The 19,699-nt window shown below is 75.5% G+C and carries 19 protein-coding genes; 12 read left to right on the plus strand and 7 right to left on the minus strand.

What is annotated here, in order from left to right:
- The first annotated feature begins 82 nt into the window (after positions 1-82).
- On the plus strand, positions 83-1,339 hold the full coding sequence (locus tag LY71_RS18410) for a serine hydrolase domain-containing protein (protein ID WP_106280371.1): 1,257 nt from the start codon (positions 83-85) through the stop codon (positions 1,337-1,339).
- A gap of 50 nt (positions 1,340-1,389) precedes the next feature.
- On the opposite strand, the gene LY71_RS18415 is transcribed toward LY71_RS18410, so the two are convergent.
- On the minus strand, positions 1,390-1,851 hold the full coding sequence (locus tag LY71_RS18415; protein WP_106280373.1) for a MaoC family dehydratase: 462 nt from the start codon (positions 1,849-1,851) through the stop codon (positions 1,390-1,392).
- 68 nt (positions 1,852-1,919) lie between these two features.
- On the opposite strand from LY71_RS18415, the gene folP reads away from it, so the two are divergent.
- From folP to LY71_RS18440, 5 genes are all read left to right on the plus strand, one after another.
- Positions 1,920-2,780 (plus strand): dihydropteroate synthase, encoded by an 861-nt coding sequence (gene folP / locus LY71_RS18420; protein WP_106280375.1) that lies wholly within the window; start codon positions 1,920-1,922, stop codon positions 2,778-2,780.
- A 203-nt stretch (positions 2,781-2,983) separates the two neighbouring features.
- Positions 2,984-3,562 (plus strand): universal stress protein, encoded by a 579-nt coding sequence (locus LY71_RS18425; RefSeq protein ID WP_106280533.1) that lies wholly within the window; start codon positions 2,984-2,986, stop codon positions 3,560-3,562.
- Between the two features lie 162 nt (positions 3,563-3,724).
- Positions 3,725-4,147 carry a PaaI family thioesterase gene (locus tag LY71_RS18430; protein ID WP_106280377.1) on the plus strand — a complete coding sequence of 141 codons (423 nt, stop codon included), beginning with the start codon at positions 3,725-3,727 and terminating at the stop codon, positions 4,145-4,147.
- Positions 4,148-4,230: 83 nt separating this feature from the next.
- Positions 4,231-5,829 carry an AMP-binding protein gene (locus LY71_RS18435; RefSeq protein WP_106280379.1) on the plus strand — a complete coding sequence of 533 codons (1,599 nt, stop codon included), beginning with the start codon at positions 4,231-4,233 and terminating at the stop codon, positions 5,827-5,829.
- 70 nt (positions 5,830-5,899) lie between these two features.
- On the plus strand, positions 5,900-6,892 hold the full coding sequence (locus LY71_RS18440) for an NAD(P)H-quinone oxidoreductase (protein ID WP_106280381.1): 993 nt from the start codon (positions 5,900-5,902) through the stop codon (positions 6,890-6,892).
- Here the strand turns inward: LY71_RS18440 and LY71_RS18445 are convergent, their stop codons facing one another.
- On the minus strand, positions 6,893-8,119 hold the full coding sequence (locus tag LY71_RS18445) for a cysteine desulfurase-like protein (RefSeq protein ID WP_106280383.1): 1,227 nt from the start codon (positions 8,117-8,119) through the stop codon (positions 6,893-6,895). It lies immediately after the preceding gene.
- A gap of 85 nt (positions 8,120-8,204) precedes the next feature.
- Between LY71_RS18445 and LY71_RS18450 the strand changes: the two genes are divergently transcribed.
- Positions 8,205-8,735: a bacterial proteasome activator family protein gene (locus LY71_RS18450; RefSeq protein ID WP_106280385.1), complete on the plus strand. Its 531-nt coding sequence runs from the start codon at positions 8,205-8,207 to the stop codon at positions 8,733-8,735.
- Positions 8,736-8,782: 47 nt separating this feature from the next.
- On the opposite strand, the gene LY71_RS18455 is transcribed toward LY71_RS18450, so the two are convergent.
- The 3 genes from LY71_RS18455 to serS are packed head-to-tail and all read right to left on the minus strand — an operon-like array spanning position 8,783 to position 11,794.
- On the minus strand, positions 8,783-9,586 hold the full coding sequence (locus LY71_RS18455) for an HAD family hydrolase (RefSeq protein WP_106280387.1): 804 nt from the start codon (positions 9,584-9,586) through the stop codon (positions 8,783-8,785).
- A complete protein-coding gene (locus tag LY71_RS18460; protein WP_245888067.1) occupies positions 9,579-10,505 on the minus strand; it encodes an HAD family hydrolase in 927 nt (308 codons plus the stop codon). Before LY71_RS18460 ends, LY71_RS18455 begins: the two co-directional genes overlap by 8 nt.
- A complete protein-coding gene (gene serS, locus LY71_RS18465) occupies positions 10,502-11,794 on the minus strand; it encodes a serine--tRNA ligase (RefSeq protein ID WP_106280389.1) in 1,293 nt (430 codons plus the stop codon). The genes LY71_RS18460 and serS overlap by 4 nt, the downstream gene beginning before the upstream one ends.
- Positions 11,795-11,995: 201 nt before the next feature.
- On the opposite strand from serS, the gene LY71_RS18470 reads away from it, so the two are divergent.
- From LY71_RS18470 to LY71_RS18480, 3 genes are all read left to right on the plus strand, one after another.
- On the plus strand, positions 11,996-13,429 hold the full coding sequence (locus tag LY71_RS18470; RefSeq protein WP_106280391.1) for a GuaB1 family IMP dehydrogenase-related protein: 1,434 nt from the start codon (positions 11,996-11,998) through the stop codon (positions 13,427-13,429).
- Complete coding sequence (locus LY71_RS18475; protein WP_106280393.1) at positions 13,426-13,773, plus strand: metallopeptidase family protein; 348 nt, start codon at positions 13,426-13,428, stop codon at positions 13,771-13,773. The genes LY71_RS18470 and LY71_RS18475 overlap by 4 nt, the downstream gene beginning before the upstream one ends.
- 90 nt (positions 13,774-13,863) lie before the next feature.
- Positions 13,864-14,190 (plus strand): GroES family chaperonin, encoded by a 327-nt coding sequence (locus tag LY71_RS18480; RefSeq protein ID WP_425433032.1) that lies wholly within the window; start codon positions 13,864-13,866, stop codon positions 14,188-14,190.
- Positions 14,191-14,254: 64 nt separating this feature from the next.
- Here LY71_RS18480 and LY71_RS18485 read toward each other — a convergent pair whose 3' ends face one another.
- A complete protein-coding gene (locus LY71_RS18485) occupies positions 14,255-14,713 on the minus strand; it encodes a MarR family winged helix-turn-helix transcriptional regulator (RefSeq protein WP_106280395.1) in 459 nt (152 codons plus the stop codon).
- A 59-nt stretch (positions 14,714-14,772) separates the two neighbouring features.
- Between LY71_RS18485 and LY71_RS18490 the strand changes: the two genes are divergently transcribed.
- A complete protein-coding gene (locus LY71_RS18490; protein ID WP_106280397.1) occupies positions 14,773-16,869 on the plus strand; it encodes an MMPL family transporter in 2,097 nt (698 codons plus the stop codon).
- 26 nt (positions 16,870-16,895) lie between these two features.
- Here LY71_RS18490 and pheA read toward each other — a convergent pair whose 3' ends face one another.
- Positions 16,896-17,831 carry a prephenate dehydratase gene (gene pheA, locus LY71_RS18495; RefSeq protein ID WP_106280400.1) on the minus strand — a complete coding sequence of 312 codons (936 nt, stop codon included), beginning with the start codon at positions 17,829-17,831 and terminating at the stop codon, positions 16,896-16,898.
- A 98-nt stretch (positions 17,832-17,929) separates the two neighbouring features.
- On the opposite strand from pheA, the gene LY71_RS18500 reads away from it, so the two are divergent.
- On the plus strand, positions 17,930-19,606 hold the full coding sequence (locus tag LY71_RS18500; RefSeq protein ID WP_106280402.1) for a GGDEF domain-containing protein: 1,677 nt from the start codon (positions 17,930-17,932) through the stop codon (positions 19,604-19,606).
- Positions 19,607-19,699 lie beyond the last annotated feature (93 nt).

A 19,699-nucleotide genomic window follows, 5' to 3' on the forward strand; every position in this document is an offset into this window, starting at 1 on the left:
GTGACCGCGCCCACCTCCGCGTGGGTGAGGATGCCCGGGCAGGCGCCGCCCGACGGGCGGACGGCGCGGGACGGAGGAGCGCGTGAGCAGCGGACTGGCCCTGGACACCGACCCGGCCGAGGTGGGGCTCGACCCCGCCCGGCTGCAGCGCCTCGACCGGCGGTTGGCCCGCTGGGTGGACGACGGGCAGCTGCCCGGCTTCCTCGTCACGGTGTCCCGCAAGGGGCGGCTGGCGCACGTCGGCCGCGCCGGGATGCGCGACGTCGAGAGCGGCCTGCCGGTGGAGGAGAACACCCGCTGGCGGATCTTCTCGATGACCAAGCCGGTGACCTCGGTGGCGGCGATGATGCTGTACGAGGAGGGCGCCTTCGAGCTCGGCGACCCGATCGCGAGGTGGCTGCCCGAGTTCGCCGAGACCCGGGTCTACGTGGCCGGGTCGGCGCTGAAGCCGGTCACCCAGCCGCAGGTCGAGCCGATCCGCATCCGGCACCTGCTCACCCACACCTCGGGCCTGACCTACGGCTTCCACCACGCCCACCCGGTCGACGCCGTGTACCGCGCGATGGGCCATGAGTGGGGCACCCCGCCCGGCGCGGACTCCGCCGAGGTCTGCCGGCAGTGGGCGTCGGCGCCCCTGGTCTTCCAGCCCGGCTCGGAGTGGAACTACGGCGTCTCCACCGACGTCCTCGGCCGGCTGGTCGAGGTGGTGTCCGGGCAGACGCTCGACGTCTTCTTCCAGGAGCGGGTCTTCGGTCCCCTCGGTATGACCGACACCTCCTTCGGCCTGCGGGAGGACGACGACCCCGCGTCGCTGGCCCGCCTCTACGCCGCCGTCCCCGGGCAGCCCGGCGGGGCGGCCACCGGGTTCGCCCCGCTGGACACCATGGGCGCCGCCGCGCTGTCGAAGCCGGCGTTCCTCTCCGGCGGCGGCGGGCTGGTGGGCACCGCCGGCGACTACGTGCGCTTCGCCGAGATGCTCCGCCGCGGCGGGTCGTTCGACGGCGGCCGGCTGCTCGGCCCCCGCACGATCGCGCACATGACCCGCAACCACCTGCCCGGCGGCGCGGACCTGGAGACCTTCGGCCGGCCGTTGTTCGCCGAGACGCCGCTGCGCGGGGTGGGCTTCGGCCTGGGCTTCTCCATGGTGATCGACCCGGTGCGCTACGGCGGCGTGGCCAGCGAGGGCGACTACAGCTGGGGCGGGGCGGCGTCCACGGCGTTCTACGTCGACCCGGTCGAGGACGTCGTCGTCACGTTCTTCACGCAGCTGCTGCCCTCGTCGACGCTGCCGATCCGCGCCTACCTGCGCGCCCTGGTCAACCAGGCCATCGTCGCCTGATCGTGCACTTCCGCGGATGTGCCCGGGGCACATCCGCGGAAGTGCGCGTCCTACAGGTAGCGGCGGTAGACGACGGTGGCGACCATCGCCGGCTTGGACCCGCCCTCGACCTCGACGGTGACGTCCATGTTCATCGTGATCCCGCCGTCGAAGGGTGTCGCGGAGGCGAGCGTCGCGCCGGCGCGCACGCGGCTGCCGACCGGCACCGGGGACGGGAAGCGCACCTTCTCCGTGCCGTAGTTGACGCCCATGCGGAAGCCGGTGATGTCGATGATCTGCGGCAGCAGCGCCGGGAGGAGCGACAGCGTCAGGTAGCCGTGGGCGATCGGGCCGCCGAAGGGGCTCTCCCGCTTGGCCCGCTCGGGGTCGACGTGGATCCACTGGTGGTCACCGGTCGCCTCGGCGAACCGGTCGACCTGCTGCTGGGTGACCTCCACCCAGTCGCTGTGGCCCAGGTGCTGCCCGACGAGCCCCTGCACGCCCTCGACGCCGTCCACGGTGGTCTGCGCCATCGCACGTCCTCCCTCACGGTGGTCTGGTTGGCTGACTCCACCACACCGGCTGCAGGACGGAGGAACGGGTGCTGCGACTGGGCCGGCTCGACGTCCCCGACGGCGCGCTGGTCGTCATGGCGATCGTCAACCGCACGCCGGACTCGTTCTACGACCGCGGCGCCACCTACGAGCTGGCCGCCGCCGTCGAGCGGGTGGACCGGGTGGTGGCCGAGGGCGCGGACGTGGTCGACGTCGGCGGGGTGAAGGCCGCGCCGGGCGAGGAGGTCGACGCCGCCGAGGAGATCCGCCGGACCGTGGACCTGGTCGCCGCCATCCGCGCCGCGCACCCGCGGCTGCCGATCTCGATCGACACGTGGCGGGCCGAGGTGGCGCGCGAGGCGCTGGCGGCCGGGGCCGACGTCGTCAACGACGCGTGGGGCGGGGTCGACCCGGAGCTGGCCGCCGTGGCCGCGGAGGCCGGCGCGGGCATCGTGTGCACGCACGCCGGCGGGCTGCCGCCGCGCACCCGGCCGCACCGCGTGCGCTACGACGACGTGGTCGCCGACGTCGTCGCCCGGACGACGGCGCTGGCCGAGGCGGCGGTCGCCGCGGGCGTGGACCGCGACCGGGTGCTGGTCGACCCGGGCCACGACTTCGGCAAGAACACCCGGCACTCGCTGGAGGCCACCCGGCGGCTCGACGAGCTGGTCGCCACCGGCTGGCCGGTGCTGGTGGCGCTGTCGAACAAGGACTTCGTCGGCGAGACCCTCGACGTCGTGCTCGACGAGCGGCTGACCGGCACGCTCGCGGCGACGGCGGTCAGCGCGTGGCTGGGCGCCCGGGTGTTCCGCGCGCACGACGTCGCCGCGACCCGCCAGACCCTGGACATGGTCGCCTCGATCCGGGGCGACCGCCCGCCCGCGCGCACCGTCCGCGGCCTGGCCTGAGGAGACCGGGTCCCGCACCCGACGGCCGCCGCCCCCACCCCGCGGTGCCCGCCCTCACCCTGCAGCGCGAGGCCGGGCACCACACCCCGGGGCGGGACCCCGGAGCGGGCGCGAGGTCCTTGTCGCCGGGTGGCCGGCGGGACGACGATCGGGTGGCCCGTGGCGGCGCCGGACCCCACGGAGGCGGCGTCGAGGAGGCCGTCATGACCGAGCAGGCCGCAGGGGTCGAGGAGTCGCAGGCCCGGGGGCACCGGGTCGTCGTCGGCGTGGACGGGTCGGCGGGCGCGCGGGCCGCGGTGCGGTTCGCCGTCGAGGACGCCGTCCGCCGGGACCTGCCCGTGGAGGCCGTCGTCGCGCACCGCCCGCCCGAGGCGTGGATGGACTTCGACGCGGTCGGCGAGGTGCAGTACGCGGCCGCCGAGCGGGCCGCGGTGGAGGCCACCGAGGCCGTCCTCGCGGACGTGCTCCGCGAGGTGCCCGGGCCGCACCCGGTGGTGCACGTGACGGCCGTCCTCGGCGCGGCGGCGGACGCGCTCATCCGGGAGTCGGCCGGCGCGGACCTGCTGGTGGTCGGCAGCCGGGGCCACGGCGGGTTCTCCACGATGCTGCTCGGGTCGACGACGATGCAGTGCGTGCTGCACGCGCCGTGCCCGGTCACCGTCGTCCACTCGGCGGAGGCGCACCGGGAGCGGCTGCACCTGCGCCGGCGCAGCGGTGGCGGGCGGGTGCGGGCGCACCGCCGGCGCTTCCGCGGGGCCGCCGCGGAGTTCAGCGGTCCGTGACGGGGCCCGCGACGGCCGGGCCGATCACGGTGCGTCCTCCCGCACCGGAGGACGTCCTCCCCCACCGCCGCGCGTCCGACCGCACCGTGGGACGTCGGGTGGGACGCGCCACGATCAGGTGACCTGATCATCGTGGCGGCCCGGCTCGCTACGTTGCCGCGCATGGCCGCCACCGGGTTCCACACCGCCGACGAGCTCAACGCGCTGCTGCCCGGCACGCTGCCGGGACTCATCGGCCTGACCATCACCGCGCACGAACCCGGCCGGCTCGAGGCCGCCCTCGACGTCCGCCCGGACCTGCTGGCGCCCAACGGCTACCTGCACGCCGCCACCGTCGTCGCCCTCGCCGACACCGCCTGCGGGCTGGCCACCCGCGCGCTGCTGCCCGAGGGGGCGGCCGGTTTCACCACCATCGAGCTGAAGAGCAACTTCCTGGGCACCGTCCGCGAGGGCCGCGTGCAGACCGTCGCCACCAACGCGCACGCCGGACGCAGCACCCAGGTGTGGGACGCGGTCGTCTCCTCGGGCGCCGGGAAGACGCTCGCGCTGTTCCGCTGCACCCAGTCGGTGCTGTGGCCCCGATGAGGTGACTCGCGAGTAACCCCCGTGTCCCACGACACACCCGGGGTGTGAGACTGGCGTCACCCGTCCCCCAGGAGGAGCACCCCGTGGCACTGGCCAGTCGTTACCCCGACGTCGAGATCCCCGACCTGTCGGTCCCCGAGTTCGTCCTCGCCGGAGGCGCGTCGCGTCCCGACTCCCCGGCACTGGTCGACGGACTCACCGGCGACTCCATCAGCCACGGCCAGCTGGCCACCTACGTCGACCGGGTCGCCGCCGCGCTCGCCGCCCGCGGGCTGCGCAAGGGCGACGTCGTCGCCGTCCTGTGCCCGAACACCATGTGGTACCCGGTGGTGTTCCACGGCATCGCCCGCGCCGGCTGCGTGATGAGCCCGATCAACTCGCTCTACACCGCGCACGAGGTCGCCTTCCAGCTGAAGGACTCCGGCGCGAAGGTGCTCGTCACCGTCTCGCCGTTCCTCGACCGGGCGCTCGAGGCCGTCGAGCAGACGCCGGTCGACGAGGTGATCGTCATGGACGGCGCCGAGGGCCACGCCTCGCTGCTCGACCTGATCACCAGCGACGCGCCGTCGGCGCAGGTCGACATCGACCCCGCGAACGACCTGGTCACGCTCCCCTACTCCAGCGGCACGACCGGCCTGCCCAAGGGCGTCATGCTCACCCACCGCAACCTGGTGGCCAACGTCAGCCAGTCCCGGCCCCTGGTGTCGCTGCACGAGGGCGACGAGCGGATCATCGCCGTCCTGCCGTTCTTCCACATCTACGGCCTGACCGTGCTGATGAACCAGGGCCTGCAGTGGGGCGGCACCGTGGTCACCCTGCCGCGGTTCGACCTCGAGCAGTTCCTGCGGACCATCCAGGACCAGAAGATCACCCGGGCCTTCGTCGCGCCGCCCATCGTGCTGGCGCTGGCCAAGCACCCGATGGTCGACCAGTTCGACCTGTCCTCGCTGCGCAGCATCACCTCCGGGGCCGCGCCGCTGGACGAGGCGCTGGCCCAGGCCGCCCAGGACCGGCTGCGCAAGGGCGCGGACGACGGCGTCGTCGTCGCCCAGGGCTACGGCATGACCGAGCTGTCGCCGGTCTCGCACACCACCCCCGACGCCGACCGGCTGCCCGAGGGCGTGCCCGCGGTGCCCAAGGGCTCGGTGGGCCTGGCGCTGCCCAACACCGAGTGCCGCCTGGTGGACCCCGCGACCGGGCAGGACGCCGCGGCCGGCGAGCGCGGCGAGCTGTGGGTCCGGGGCCCGCAGGTGATGAAGGGCTACCTGAACAACCAGGAGGCCACCGACGAGACGCTGGACGCCGAGGGCTGGCTGCACACCGGCGACGTGGCGATCGTCGACGAGAACGGCTGCTACACCGTCGTCGACCGCGTCAAGGAGCTGATCAAGTACAAGGGCTACCAGGTCGCCCCGGCCGAGCTGGAGGCCGTGCTCCTGGGCAACCCGGCCATCGCCGACGCCGCGGTCATCGGGGTCAAGGACGAGGAGAGCGGCGAGGAGCTGCCCAAGGCCTTCGTGGTGAAGGCGCCCGGCGCCGAGCTCACCGAGCAGGAGGTCATGGACTACGCCGGCAGCCGGCTCGCCCCGCACAAGAAGATCCGCGCGGTCGAGTTCATCGAGCAGGTGCCCAAGTCCGCGGCCGGCAAGATCCTGCGCAAGGACCTCAAGGCCCGCGTCTAGGCGCCCTCCCGGCGTGCCCTGCCCGGACCGGCACGGGCACGCCGGGGAGGGCCCTCCTAGGGTCGAGGCCATGCGCGCGGTCACCACGGACGGCTCCGGCGGACCCGAGGTGCTCGGCTGGGGCGAGGTCCCCGACCCGGTGGCCGGACCCGGCGAGGTCGTCGTCGACGTCGTCGCCACGGCGGTCAACCGGGCCGACCTGCTGCAGCGGGCCGGGAACTACCCGCCGCCGAAGGGCGCCAGCCAGGTCCTGGGCCTGGAGTGCAGCGGGGTCGTCAGCGAGGTCGGGGAGGGCGTGACCGGCTGGTCGGTCGGCGACGAGGTGTGCGCCCTGCTGGCCGGCGGGGGCTACGCCGAGCGGGTCGCCGTCCCCGCGGTGCAGCTGCTGCCCCGCCCGGCCGGCGTGGAGCTGGCCACCGCGTCCGCGCTGCCCGAGGTCACCTGCACCGTCTGGTCGAACGTCTTCTCCCTCGCCGGGCTGCGCCGCGGCGACCGCTTCCTCGTGCACGGCGGCTCCAGCGGCATCGGCACGATGGCGATCCAGCTCGCCGCCCGCGCCGGCGCCCGCGTCTTCACCACCGCGGGCAGCCGGGCCAAGCTCGACGTCTGCCGCGAGCTGGGCGCCGACGTGACGATCGACTACCGCGACGAGGACTTCGTCGCGCGGGTCCGCGAGGAGACCGACGGCGCCGGGGTCGACGTCGTCCTGGACAACATGGGCGCCGCCTACCTGGCCCGCAACGTCGACGTGCTCGCCGTCGGCGGGCGGCTGGTCGTCATCGGCATGCAGGGCGGGACGAGGGCCGAGCTCGACCTCGGCAGGCTCCTGGCCAAGCGCGCGTCCGTGCACGCCACCGCGCTGCGGTCGCGGCCGGTCACCGGCCCGGGCGGCAAGGCGGAGATCGTCGCGGCGGTGCGCGCGCACGTGTGGCCCGACGTCGAGCGCGGCGTGGTGCGCCCGATCGTCGACCGCCGGCTGCCGATGTCGCGCGCGGCCGAGGCGCACCGGGTCGTGGAGGCCAGCGAGCACGTGGGCAAGGTGCTGCTGCTCCCGGACGCCTGACTAGAGCGTGCTGCGCAGCGCCGCCACCGAGTCGATCACGTAGCCGACCTCCTCGGCGGTGTTGTAGTGGGCCAGTCCCAGGCGGACGGCGCCCCCGAGCTCGTTGACGCCGAGCGCGTCGAACAGCTCGCGGGCGTAGAAGTCGCCGTCCCACGCGCAGATGGCACGGCGGGAGAGCTCGGCGGCCACCTGCCGCGGGCGCATGCCCGGGACGGTGAACGACAGCGTGGGCGTGGTGTGCTCCGGGAAGCCGACCACCTGCACGTGCCGCATGGCCCGCAGCGCCTGGTCCAGCCAGTCGAACAGCCCGCCCTCGTACGCGGCGACCGCGGCCATGGACACCCGAAGCCGGTCGCGGCGGCTGCCCACGGCGTCCTCGCAGAGGCCGGCCAGGTGGTCGACGGCGGCGGTGACGCCGGCGTAGAGCTCGAAGGGCGGCGTGCCGGACTCGAAGCGGTCGGGCACCCGGTCGGGTGCGGGCAGCAGCCGGTCGGGCACCAGCTCGGCCAGCAGCGCCGGGTCGGCCACCACCGCGCCGACGTGCGGGCCGCAGAAGGTGTAGGCCGACACCGCGAGGAAGTCCGCGCCGAGTGCCGCCCGGTCGAGGAGGACGTGCGGCGCGGCCTGGACGGCGTCGACGTAGACCAGGGCGCCGACCGCGTGCGCCCGGGCGGCGATCGCCGCGACGTCGGGCCGGGTGCCGATGGCGTTGCTCGCCGCCGTCACCGCCACCAGACGGGTCCGCGGGGTGATGAGCTCGTCGTACTGCCAGGCGGGCAGCTCGCCGGTCTCGATGTCGACCTCGGCCCACCGGACGGCGACGCCGACCTGCTCGGCCAGCTGCACCCACGGGCGGATGTTGGCGTCGTGGTCGAGGCGGCTGACCACCACCTCGTCGCCGTAGCGCCAGGTGCGGGCCAGCGCCCGGGCCACCGCATACGTCAGCGTGGTCGTGTTGGGGCCGAGGACGACGCCGGTGGAGACGCCCCCGACGAGGTCGGCGACGGCGGCGCGGGCGCTGGCCACCAGGCCCTCGGTGCGGGCCGAGGACGGGAAGACGCCGCCGCGGTTGCCCACCGGCACGCGCATGGCCGAGGAGACGGCGTGCGCGACGCTCTCGGGGACCAGCGTCCCGGCCGGGGCGTCGGTGTGCACGAAGCCGTCGGAGAGGCCGGGGAACAGGCCGCGGACGCGCGCGACGTCCAGCCGCGGCTCCCCCGGTCCCATGCGGGCGACCCTAGACGGGACCGGTTGCCGCCGGACCCGGCTCCCCGCGTTCGCCGTCCCGCGAGCGCGGGGCAGGATGGAGGGCATGACGGCACCGCAGAACGGCAGCGAGCGTCCGCAGCAGGTCGTCGTCGTCGGTCCCGACGGCCGGCCGGTCGGCGCGATGCCCGTGCCGGCCGCCGGTGGCGACGACGACGGCGCGCACGGCATGGGCGAGATGGTCGAGCAGCCTGCGAAGGTCATGCGGATCGGCACGATGATCAAGCAGCTCCTCGAGGAGGTGCGCGCCGCGCCCCTCGACGACGCCAGCCGCGCGCGGCTGCGCGACATCCACGCCTCCTCGATCCGCGAGCTGGAGCAGGGTCTGGCGCCCGAGCTGTCGGAGGAGCTGCGGCGGATCACCTCGCCGTTCAGCGAGGGCGTGACCCCCTCCGACGCCGAGCTGCGCATCGCCCAGGCCCAGCTGGTCGGCTGGCTGGAGGGCGTCTTCCAGGGCATCCAGACGGCGCTGTTCGCCCAGCAGATGGCCGCCCGGGCGCAGCTGGAGGAGATCCGCCGGCGCGCACTGCCCGGTCCCGCGGTCGAACCCCGCCCGGGCGGCGGCCAGTACCTGTAGGGGACGCCCCGCGATGATCAGGTGACCCGATCATCGCGGCGTCCCCCTCAGAGGGAGGACAGGAAGGCGGCGACGCCGTCGTCGTCGTTGCCGGTGGTGACGTCGGTGGCCGCCGCGAGCAGCTCCGGGTGGGCGTGCGCCATCGCCACGGCCCGGCCCCCGCCCTCGCGCACCCAGTCGAAGGCCGCGATGTCGTTGGGCATGTCGCCGAACACGACGACGTCCTCCGGGCCCACCCCGTGCCGGGCGGCGACCCGCGACAGGCCGGTGGCCTTGGTCACGCCGCGCGCGGAGATCTCGGCCAGCGCGTCCGACGACGACGTCGTCACCGTGGCGAGGTCGCCGACCACCCGCTGCACCAGCGCGACGAAGGAGTCGCGGTCCAGGTCCTCGTGGCGGGCCAGCAGCTTGGCCGCGGGGGCCGCGACGATCTCCTCGAGCGGGGCCTCCGCGACGCCGGGGGCGTCCACGTCCCACCGCGGCCGGTAGACCGGCTCGTGGCGGAACTCCAGCCCGTACTCGACGGCGAACCAGGTGCCCGGCTGCTCGGCGCGCAGGCCCCCGGTGATCGCCGCCAGGACGTCGGGCGGCAGCGCGTCCTCCTCGAGCACCTCGAAGCGCTCCAGGTCCAACAGCACCGCGCCGTTGCAGCAGACGGCGGTGCCGGTGCGCACCACCTCGCGGATCCGGCGCATCCAGCGCGGGGGCCGGCCGGTGGCCAGGACGAGCGGCACCCCGTCGTCCGCCCAGCGCCGCAGCTCGGCCACCGTCTCGTCGCTGACGGTGTCGTCGGAGCGCAGCAGCGTGCCGTCCATGTCGCTGGCGATCAGCCGCGGACGCCAGTCAGACACCGGCCAGCACCGCCTCGAGGTAGCGGGCCACGCCGTCGGCGTCGTGCCCTCCGGTGAGTCCGCCGGCCGCGGCCCGGACGGTCGGGTGGGCGTTGGCCACCGCGACGGCGCGGCCGCCGGCCTCGGTGACCGCGCCGATCATCGGCAGGTCGTTGGGCATGTCGCCGAAGACCAGCACGTCGCCGAACCCGACGCCGTAGCGCTCGAGCGCCACGGCCAGGCCGGTGGCCTTGGTGACGCCGGGCGGCAGCACCTCGATGAAGCCGAGGCCCGCGTGGGTCACCTCGGCCTCGGCGGGGTCGACGACGCGCCGGGCGCGGGCGAGCAGCTCGTCCTGGCCGAGCGCGGGGGAGCGCAGGAAGACCTTGAGCACCGCCCCCTGGGGCAGCACCTGGTGGCGCGGCAGCAGGTGCGCGGGCTCGGGGTAGGGCCAGTCGAAGCCGTGCTGCACGCGCAGCGGGGCGTACGCCTCGGCCTGCTCGGCGGCGTCCTCGACCGCCACGATCAGCTCCCCGGCGACCTCCTCGATGCGCTCGATGACCGCCGTCGCCTGCTCGCGGGGCAGCCCGACCGTGCGCAGCACCTGGTCGCGCTCGAGGTCGACGACGAACCCGCCCTGCGCCAGGACGGCGATGCCGCGCCCGTCCAGCGCGGCGCGGACGCTGTCGAGCAGCCGCGGGCCCCGCCCGGTGACCCCGACGACCGGGATGCCGGCGGCCCAGCAGGCCTCCAGCGCCGTCCGGGTGCGCGGGCTGACCACGCCCTCGGAGGTGAGCAGGGTGCCGTCGAGGTCGCTGGCCACCAGCCTCGGCCGCCAGCTGCCGAGGTCGCCGAGGTCGACCACCCGCTCGGACTCCGGCGAGGGGACGTGCCCGGAGATGACCGCCCGCGGCGCGGACCCGCTCGCGAGCTCGCTCACGCGGGCACCGGCGCGGCCAGCGTCATGCCGGGGGTGAGCACCTCGTGGCCGCCCAGCCAGGGCCGCAGCGCCGCCGGGACGTGCACCGAGCCGTCGGCGCGCTGGTGCACCTCGAGCAGGCAGGCGATGGTGCGGGCGATCGCGCACAGCGTGCCGTTGAGGGTGGCCGCGGTCTGCGGCTTCCCGTCCTCGTCGCGGTAGCGGACGGCCAGCCGCCTCGCCTGGAACGTGGTGCAGTCCGACGTCGACGTCAGCTCGCGGTAGGTGCCCTGCGACGGGAACCACGCCTCGATGTCGTACTTGCGGGCGGCACTGGTGCCCAGGTCGCCGGCGGCGATGTCGACCACCCGGTAGGGCAGCTCGAGGGCCTGGAGGAACTCCTCCTCCCAGGCCAGCAGCCGCAGGTGCTCCGCGGCGGCCTCCTCGGGCCGGCAGAAGCTGAACATCTCGACCTTGTCGAACCAGTGCACCCGGATGATGCCGCGGGTGTCCTTGCCGTACGAGCCGGCCTCGCGGCGGAAGCAGGACGACCAGCCGGCGTAGCGCAGCGGCCCGGCGGAGAGGTCGAGGACCTCGTTCATCCGCATCCCGGCCAGCGCGACCTCGGAGGTGCCGACGAGGTAGAGGTCGTCGCGCTCGACCTTGTAGACCTCCTCGTCGTGCTCGCCGAGGAAGCCGGTGCCCTCCATGGCCTCGGGCTTGACCAGGGCCGGGGCCACGACGGGGGTGAACCCGGCGGCCACCGCGCGGGAGATCGCCAGCTGGGCGAGCGCGAACTCCAGCAGCGCGCCGGGGCCGGTGAGGAAGTAGAAGCGGGCGCCGGAGACCTTCGCGCCGCGCTCGGTGTCGATCGCGCCGAGCGCCTCGCCGAGCTGCAGGTGGTCGCGCACCTCGAAGTCGTAGGTGGGCACCTCCCCCACCGTGCGCAGCGTCACCGCGTCGTCCTCCCCGCCGGGCGGGACCCCGTCGTGGACGACGTTGGCGATGGCCAGGTGCGCCTCGCGCAGCGCCGCGTCGGCCGCCCGCTGGGCCTCCTCGGCCTCCTTGACCTGCGCAGCCAGCGCCCGGGCCCGCTCCAGCACGGCGGGGCGCTCCTCGGGCGTGGCCCTCTTCACCGCCTGGGAGGCGGCCTTCTGCTCCGCGCGCAGGTCGTCGGCCCGCTTGACCGCGGCGCGGCGGGCCTCGTCGGCGGCCAGCAGGGCGTCGACCCGGGACTCGTCGGCGCCGCGGGCACGCTGGCTGGCACGGACGACGTCGGGGTGCTCGCGCACCAGGCGCAGGTCGATCACCCCTCGATCGTAGAGAGCCACCGGAACCGGCTCCGGCGACCGGCAGCAGCGACGGCCGGCGGCGCGGGAGGACCCGCACCGGCCGGGCGCCGGGGTCCGGCCGGGTGCCGTGCAGGGCAGCCGCGGGGGAGGTGTCGGCCGCGCCGGCGCCGAGCCCGGGGCCGGCACCGCGGCGGGGCCGGTCCTGGGACACTCGGACCCATGCGCTTCCTCGGCGGCAACCGCCCGGCCACCGACCTCACCTACGCCGACGTCTTCATGGTGCCCAACCACAGCACCGTGGGCTCCCGGCTGGAGGTCGACCTGACCACGCCTGACCGGGTGGGCACCACGATCCCGGTCGTCGTCGCCAACATGACGGCGATCAGCGGCCGGCGGATGGCCGAGACGGTGGCCCGCCGCGGCGGGCTGGCCGTGCTCCCGCAGGACATCCCGGTCGACGTCGTCGGCGAGGCCGTCGCGTGGGTGCACGCCCGGCACCCGGTCTACGACACCGCGATCACCCTGAGCCCCACCTCGACCGTGGCCGAGGCGCTGTCGCTGCTGACCAAGCGCGCCCACGGCATCGTCGTGGTGGTCGAGGACGACGTGCCGGTCGGCGTGGTGACCGACGGCGCCTGCCAGCACGTGGACCGCTTCACCCAGCTCGCGCAGGTCATGGCCGCGCACCCGCTGACCATCCCCGCGGGCACCGAGCTGCCGAAGGTCTTCGACGTGCTCGCCGAGGAGCGGGTCAGCGCCGCGCCGGTGGTCGAGGGCGAGCGGCTGGTCGGCGTCGTCACCCGCAAGGGCGCGCTGCGCTCGACGCTGTACACGCCCGCGGTCAACGCCGAGGGCCAGCTGCTCACCGCCGCCGCCGTCGGCATCAACGGCGACGTCGCGGGCAAGGCCTCGGCGCTGCTGGCCGCCGGCGTCGACGTGCTCGTCGTCGACACCGCGCACGGCCACCAGGAGAAGGCGGTCGAGGCGGTGCGCGCGGTCCGCGCGGTGGCCGGGTCGACGCCCGTGGTCGCCGGCAACGTGGTCACCGCCGAGGGCACCCGCGACCTCGTCGAGGCCGGCGCCGACGTGGTCAAGGTCGGCGTGGGGCCGGGTGCCATGTGCACCACGCGGATGATGACCGGCGTCGGGCGGCCGCAGTTCTCCGCCGTCGAGGAGTGCGCGGCCGAGGCGCGCCGGCTGGGCCGGCACGTGTGGGCCGACGGCGGCGTGCGCCACCCGCGCGACGTCGCGCTGGCGCTGGCCGCGGGCGCGGCGAACGTCATGGTCGGCTCCTGGTTCGCCGGCACCTACGAGTCCGCCGGCGACATCCACGACGACGGCGGCGGCCGGCTCTACAAGGAGTCCTTCGGCATGGCCTCGGCCCGCGCGGTCAAGGCCCGGACGGCGGCGCAGAGCGGCTTCGAGCGGGCCCGCGCCGGTCTGTTCGAGGAGGGCATCAGCTCCTCGCGGATGTACCTCGACCCGGCCCGCCCCGGCGTGGAGGACCTGATCGACGGCATCGTCGCCGGGGTGCGCTCGTCGTGCACCTACGCCGGCGCCCGCACCGTCGACGAGCTGCACGAGCGCGCCGTCCTGGGGGTGCAGAGCGCGGCCGGCTACGAGGAGGGCCGGCCGCTGCCGACCAGCTGGTGAGGCCCCTCCCGCGGGAGGTCTTCGAGTCGCTGGTCGCCGACGCCCTCGACGCCGTCCCGACCGAGCTGATGGCGCTGCTGGACAACGTCGTCGTGCTCGTCGAGGACCGCAACGAGGAGGAGCCCGAGCTGCTGGGCCTCTACGAGGGGTACGCGCTCACCGAGCGCGGCTGGCAGTACGGCGGGGCGCTGCCCGACCGGATCATGGTCTACCGCGAGGCCATCTGCGACGTCTGCTCGACCGCCGAGGAGGTGGTCGAGGAGGTGACGGTGACCGTCGTCCACGAGATCGCGCACCACTTCGGCATCGACGACGAGCGCCTCCACGAGCTCGGCTGGGGGTGAAGGACCCCGTCCTCCTCACCCCTCGCAGGCTCGGGGCGAGCCTGCGGACGGGGCCGTTCCAGCACCTCACCTCCGCGTACCGTGACGGGCGTGGCAGAGACCGCGGGCAAGCTCCCGATCAAGATGCTGCACGACCGCGTCCTGGTCGCGCTGCGCCGGGAGGACGGCGAACGGCGGTCCACCGGCGGCATCCTCATCCCGGCGACGGCGCAGGTGGCCAAGCGGCTGGTGTGGGGCGAGGCCCGCGGCGTGGGGGCGGGCGTGCGCCAGGTGAAGGTCGGCGACCAGGTGCTCTTCTCCCCCGAGGACCAGCACGAGGTCGAGGTGCACGGCGAGGAGCTGATCATCCTGCGCGAGCGCGACGTGCACGCCGTCGCCGCGGAGCGGATCGAGGAGTCCACCGGCCTCTACCTCTAGGGGCGCTGCGAGGCACAGGGAGCTCTCCCCACGTCCTGGGCCCGTCCGACGTGGGGAGAGCCTCCTATGCCTGGGCGTGGCGCTCGATCACCTCGGTCATCGCGGTGAGGAAGCGGATGACGACGGCGAGGTCGGCGTCGGAGAACCCCTCCATCGCCGCCACGAGATCGCGCTGCAGCCCGCCGAAGAACGCCGCCCCGGCGGCCATCGACCGCTCGGTCATCTGCAGGACGACGCGCCGCCGGTCGGCCGGGTCGCGCACCCGCTGCAGGTGCCCCGAGCGCTCGAGCCGGTCGACCAGCGCGGTGACCGACGCGGAGCTGAGCGACACCGCCGTGCCGAGCCCGCCGGCGGTGAGGGGCTCCCCCGCCCGCGCGGCGTCCATGACCGCGACGATGGCCCGCACGTCGGTGCGCCCGAGTCCGTGCAGGTCGGCGAAGCGCTGGCCCACGGCGTCGAGCTCGACGCTGAGCCGGCGCAGCAGCAGGGCCGCCTCGGCCCGCTCGCCCGCGTTGCGCGCCACGCCGCCTCCCCTCTAATCTCTCGACGATCGAGATGATAGGCCGTCGAGAGGACCACATCATGGCGCGCCGGGCCCGCTGGCTGCTCCCCCTGGTCGTCCTCCTGCTGTGGCTCGGGGCGGCCGGGCCGCTCGGCGCGCTCAGCGGGAAGCTGACCGGCCTGCAGGAGAACGACACCGCCGCCTTCCTCCCCGACAGCGCGGAGTCCACCCGCGTGGCCGAGCTGCAGCAGGGCTTCTCGCCGACCCAGTCGATCCCGGCGATCCTGCTGTGGGAGGGCGACGGCCCCCTCGACCAGGCCACGCTCGGGGAGATCGCGCAGCGCGTGCAGGACGCGACCGCCGTCGCCGAGGAGGCCGGCTTCCTGGCCGGGGAGCCCACCCCGCCGATCCCCTCCGAGGACGGCGAGGCCGTGCAGGTCCTCCTGCCGCTGACGCCCGAGATCGGCGACGAGATCGTGCCCGTCGTCGAGGACGTCCGGGCGGCGATCGCCGTCGACGGGACGTCGTCGTTCGTCACCGGGCCCGGCGGGATCTTCGCCGACTTCGCCAACGGGTTCGCCGGCATCGACGGGTTGCTGCTGCTGGCCGCCTTCGGCGTCGTCCTGCTGATCCTGCTGGTGGTCTACCGCAGCCCGCTGCTGCCGTTCCTGGTCATCGGGACGGCGGGTCTCGCCCTGACCGCCGGCAACGCGGTCGCCTACCTGCTCGCCGCCAACGGCCTCATCACGGTCAACGGCCAGAGCCAGGGCATCGCCTCGATCCTGGTCGTGGGCGCGGCCACCGACTACGGCCTGCTGCTGGTCTCCCGCTTCCGCGAGGAGCTGCGCCGGGAGCAGTCCCGGTTCACCGCCATGCGGACCGCGCTGCGCCGGTCGTGGGAGCCGATCGTCGCCTCGGGCGCCACCGTCGTCCTCGGCGTGCTCTGCCTGCTGTTCTCCGACCTGTCGTCCAACCGCGGCCTCGGGCCGATCTCGGCGGTGAGCGTCTCGCTCGCGGTCGTCGCCGCGCTCACCTTCCTGCCCGCCGCGCTCGTGCTGCTCGGCCGGGCCGCGTTCTGGCCGTTCCGGCCGAAGTACGGCAGCGAGCCCCCGCGGGGCCGGGGCTGGCAGCGGGTCGCCGCCCTCGTCGGCCGGCGTCCCCGCCGCGTGCTGGCCCTCAGCACCCTCGCGCTGGTGGCCGCCGCGGTGTTCGCGCCCACCTACGACGCCTCGGGCATCACCTTCAGCGACGCCATCCGCGGCGAGTCCAACGGCGTCGACGGGCAGGAGGCGCTGGCCCGCCACTTCGATGCCGGCTCGGGCAGCCCGACCGTCGTCGTCACGCCGGAGGGCTCCTGGCCGGAGGTCGCCGAGGCGGCCGCGGCCACCGAGGGCGTCGCGTCGGTGGTGCCGTTCACCGGCGGGCCGCCCGGGGGCGACCCGGTGGTGGTCGATGGGCTGGTCCGGCTCGACGTCACCCTCGCCGTGGCCGCCGACAGCACCGAGGCGATCGACGTCGTCCAGGACCTGCGCGGGCAGCTCGACGACGCCGACCCGCAGGCCCTCGTGGGCGGGGACACCGCGAGCAACCTCGACGCCCGCGAGACCGCCGGCCGCGACCTGCGGGTGATCGTGCCCAGCGTGCTGGTGGTGATCACCGTCGTGCTGGCGCTGCTGCTGCGGGCGCTGGTGGCGCCGCTGCTGCTGGTGGCCACGGTGGTGCTCAGCGTCGGTGCGACGGTCGGGGTGGCCGCGCTGCTGTTCGACGACGTCTTCGGCTTCCCCGGCAGCGACCCGGGCATCCTGCTCATCGGGTTCGTGTTCCTCGTCGCCCTGGGGATCGACTACAACATCTTCCTGATGACCCGCGCCCGCGAGGAGTCGGCGCGGCACGGCACCCGCGACGGCGTCCTGCGGGCGCTGGCGGTGACCGGCGGGGTGATCACCAGCGCCGGGCTGGTGCTGGCGGCGACCTTCGGCGCACTGTCGGTGCTGCCGCTGCTGTTCCTCACCCAGCTGTCGTTCCTCGTGGGCTTCGGCGTGCTGCTCGACACCTTCGTCGTCCGGTCGCTGGTGGTGCCCGCGGCGGTCGCGCTGCTCGGCGACCGCACCTGGTGGCCCAGCCGGCTGGCCCGCCGGCCGCACCCCGAGCCCGAGCGCGCGCTCGAGCCGGTCTGAGCGGGCAGTTCCGCGGAAGTGCCCGGTCACACCTCGCCGGCGCGGAGGCGGGCCAGCCAGGCGTGCGCGTCGGCGAAGGCGGCGTCGGCGGCGACGTCGGGCACCGGGCGGTTGGTGCGGCCGTCGGCGCGCGGGTAGGAGCCGAGGAAGCGCACGTCCTCGCAGACCCGGTGCAGGGCGGCCAGCGCCTCCCCCACCCGCGCCTCGGCGACGTGCCCCTCGCAGTCCAGCGAGAACGAGTAGACCCACAGCCGGTCGCGGGTGGGCCGGGACTCGATGCGGGTGAGGCTGATCCCGCGGACGGCGAACTCGCGCAGGACGTCGAGCAGCGCGCCGGTGCGGTCGGCGACGACGGCGACCAGCGAGGTCTTGTCGTCACCGGTCGGCTCCGGCAGCGTCCCGGGGCGGGACACGAGCACGAAGCGGGTGACCGCGCCGGGGTGGTCGGCGACGTCCTCGGCCAGCGGCACCAGCCCGTAGCGCTCGGCGGCGATCGGCGCGCACACGGCGGCGTCGTGCTCGCCCTCGGCGACCGCGCGCGCCGCGGCGGCGGTGGAGGAGGCCGGCAGGCTCGGGACGCCGGGCAGCCAGGTGGCCACGGTGCGGGTCGTCTGGGCCAGTGCGTGCGGGTGGCTGACCACGGTGCGCACGTCGGCGGCCCGCGTGCCGGGGCGGACGGCGAGGACGAAGGAGACGGGGAGGAACACCTCGCGGGTGATGACCAGCGGGTCGCCGTCGGCCAGGCCGTCCATCGTGGCCGGCACCGAGCCCTCGACGGAGTTCTCCAGCGGCACCAGCGCGGCGTCGGCCTCGCCGGTGCGCACCGCCACCAGGGCGGCCGCGACGCTGGCGGCCGGCTGCCGGAGGCCCTCGTCCGGGCCGACTGCGGTGCTCAGCGCCGCCTCGGCGAAGGTACCCTCGGGGCCGAGGTAGGCGAACCGCGTCGGAGGCGTCTCGGGCACCCGACGAGGGTAGTGCGACCGGGCGGAGCCGCAGGTCGGCACGGGGGCCTGCCGCCACCGGCCGAGCGGCCGGACACCCGTCGAACGGAAGGGAACGCGTGACTCCCGGGCCCGTTTCCGTCACCCACGGTGACCTGGACGCTGCGCTGTGGCGCGTCCTGGCCGCCAGCGGGCGGGACGACGCCGACGCCTTCCGCACCGAGCTCGACGCCGTCGAGGGCGCCCTCGCCGCCGCGAGCGAGCCGCGCTGGGCGGCCTGGCGCGCGGCCCTCGGCGCCCGCCGCGCCCTGGTCGACGGACACCCGGACGCCGCGGCCCACGACCTCGCCACCGCCCGCGAGGCGCTGGCCGCCTGCCCGCCCGCGCCGTCGACCGCGCTGGCGCTGGCCTACCTGGCGCACGTCGAGGCGGCCGGCGACCACCCCGACGCGGCGATGCTGCTGGCGATCGACGCCAGCCTGCTCACCGAGCAGCTCGGCACCGGTGAGCCCACGCGCGACCTGCACCAGGCGCACCTGTGGCTGTCGCTGACCCTCACCGCGCTCGACCTCGAGGAGCTGGCGCTGGCCCAGGCCGAGCAGGGCTGCCGGGTGGCCTCCGCGCTGCCCGGGCTCGCCGACCGCTGGCTGCTGATGCGGCTGTGCGCGCAGCAGTCCACCGAGCTGGCCCAGACGCTGCGCCGCCGCGGCCAGGTGGACCGCAGCGTGGAGCTCGCCGGGAGCGCGCTGGCCCACGCCACCGGCGCCCGCGCCCTCGACGTCGAGCCCGACCCCGACGACCTCGACCTGCTCGACGTCGTCCAGGCCTGGGCGCTGGCCTGCCACGACGACCTCGACGACGCCGTCGGCCCGCTGCGCTCGGCGCACCGGCGGGTGCACCGGACGGGGAGCACCTGGCTGCGCGGCTACACCGACCTGGCGCTGGCCCGGCTGCTCGGCCGGCTCTCCCAGCTGCACAGCGGCGGCGGGCACGCCGAGGAGGCCACCGACCTGCTCGTCGACGCCGCCGGCGCCTTCGCCGCGACCGCCGACCGCCGCCGCTACCGCCAGTGCCTGCTCGAGCTCGGCCAGGCCACCGCCGCGAGGGGCCGGCCCGCCGAGGCGCTGTACTGGCTCGACGCCTACCGCACCGACACCGGGCGGGCGCACGCGCGCAGCCGCGAGCTGTGGGCGGAGATGTTCGTCCGGCGCAGCCGACTGCGCGAGGTCGAGCGGCAGGCGGCGGAGCTGCGCCGGCACGCGCTGGAGGACCCGCTGACCGGGCTGGGCAACCGGCGCAGCGCCGAGCGCCGACTGGCCGGACTCCGGCTGGGCGCCGAGCCGCTGTCGCTGGCCGTCGTCGACGTCGACCGCTTCAAGGAGGTCAACGACGACACCTCGCACTCGCACGGCGACGAGGTGCTGCGCCGGGTGGCCGCCCTGCTGCGCGAGCACAGCCGCCTCGACGACGAGGTCTACCGCTGGGCCGGGGACGAGTTCCTCGTCGTGCTGCCCACCGCCACCCAGAGCCAGGCGCTGGCCGCCGTCGAGCGGCTGCGCGCCGCCGTCGCCGAGGCCGACTGGCGCGACCTGCCGCTGACCGCGCCGATCACGGTGAGCATCGGGGTGGCCACCGCGCCGGCCGACGGCGCCGGCGACCCGCCCGGCTGGCGCTCGCTGTTCGACACCGCCGACCTGCACCTGTTCTCCGCCAAGCGCGGCGGGCGCAACCGGGTGCGCGCACCCGGCCTGGTCAGCGACGCCGCGGACGTCGCGGCCGAGGGGACGACGGCGTGACGCGCGGCCCCGCCTGGGACTCCCGTGACACGACGGACGACGGGCCGCCCGCGTCCCGGCGTGCCCCCGGTCCGGTGCTCGACTCCCCCGCGG

The sequence above is a fragment of the Geodermatophilus tzadiensis genome, from assembly GCF_003002915.1.
Lineage (GTDB): Bacteria > Actinomycetota > Actinomycetes > Mycobacteriales > Geodermatophilaceae > Geodermatophilus > Geodermatophilus tzadiensis.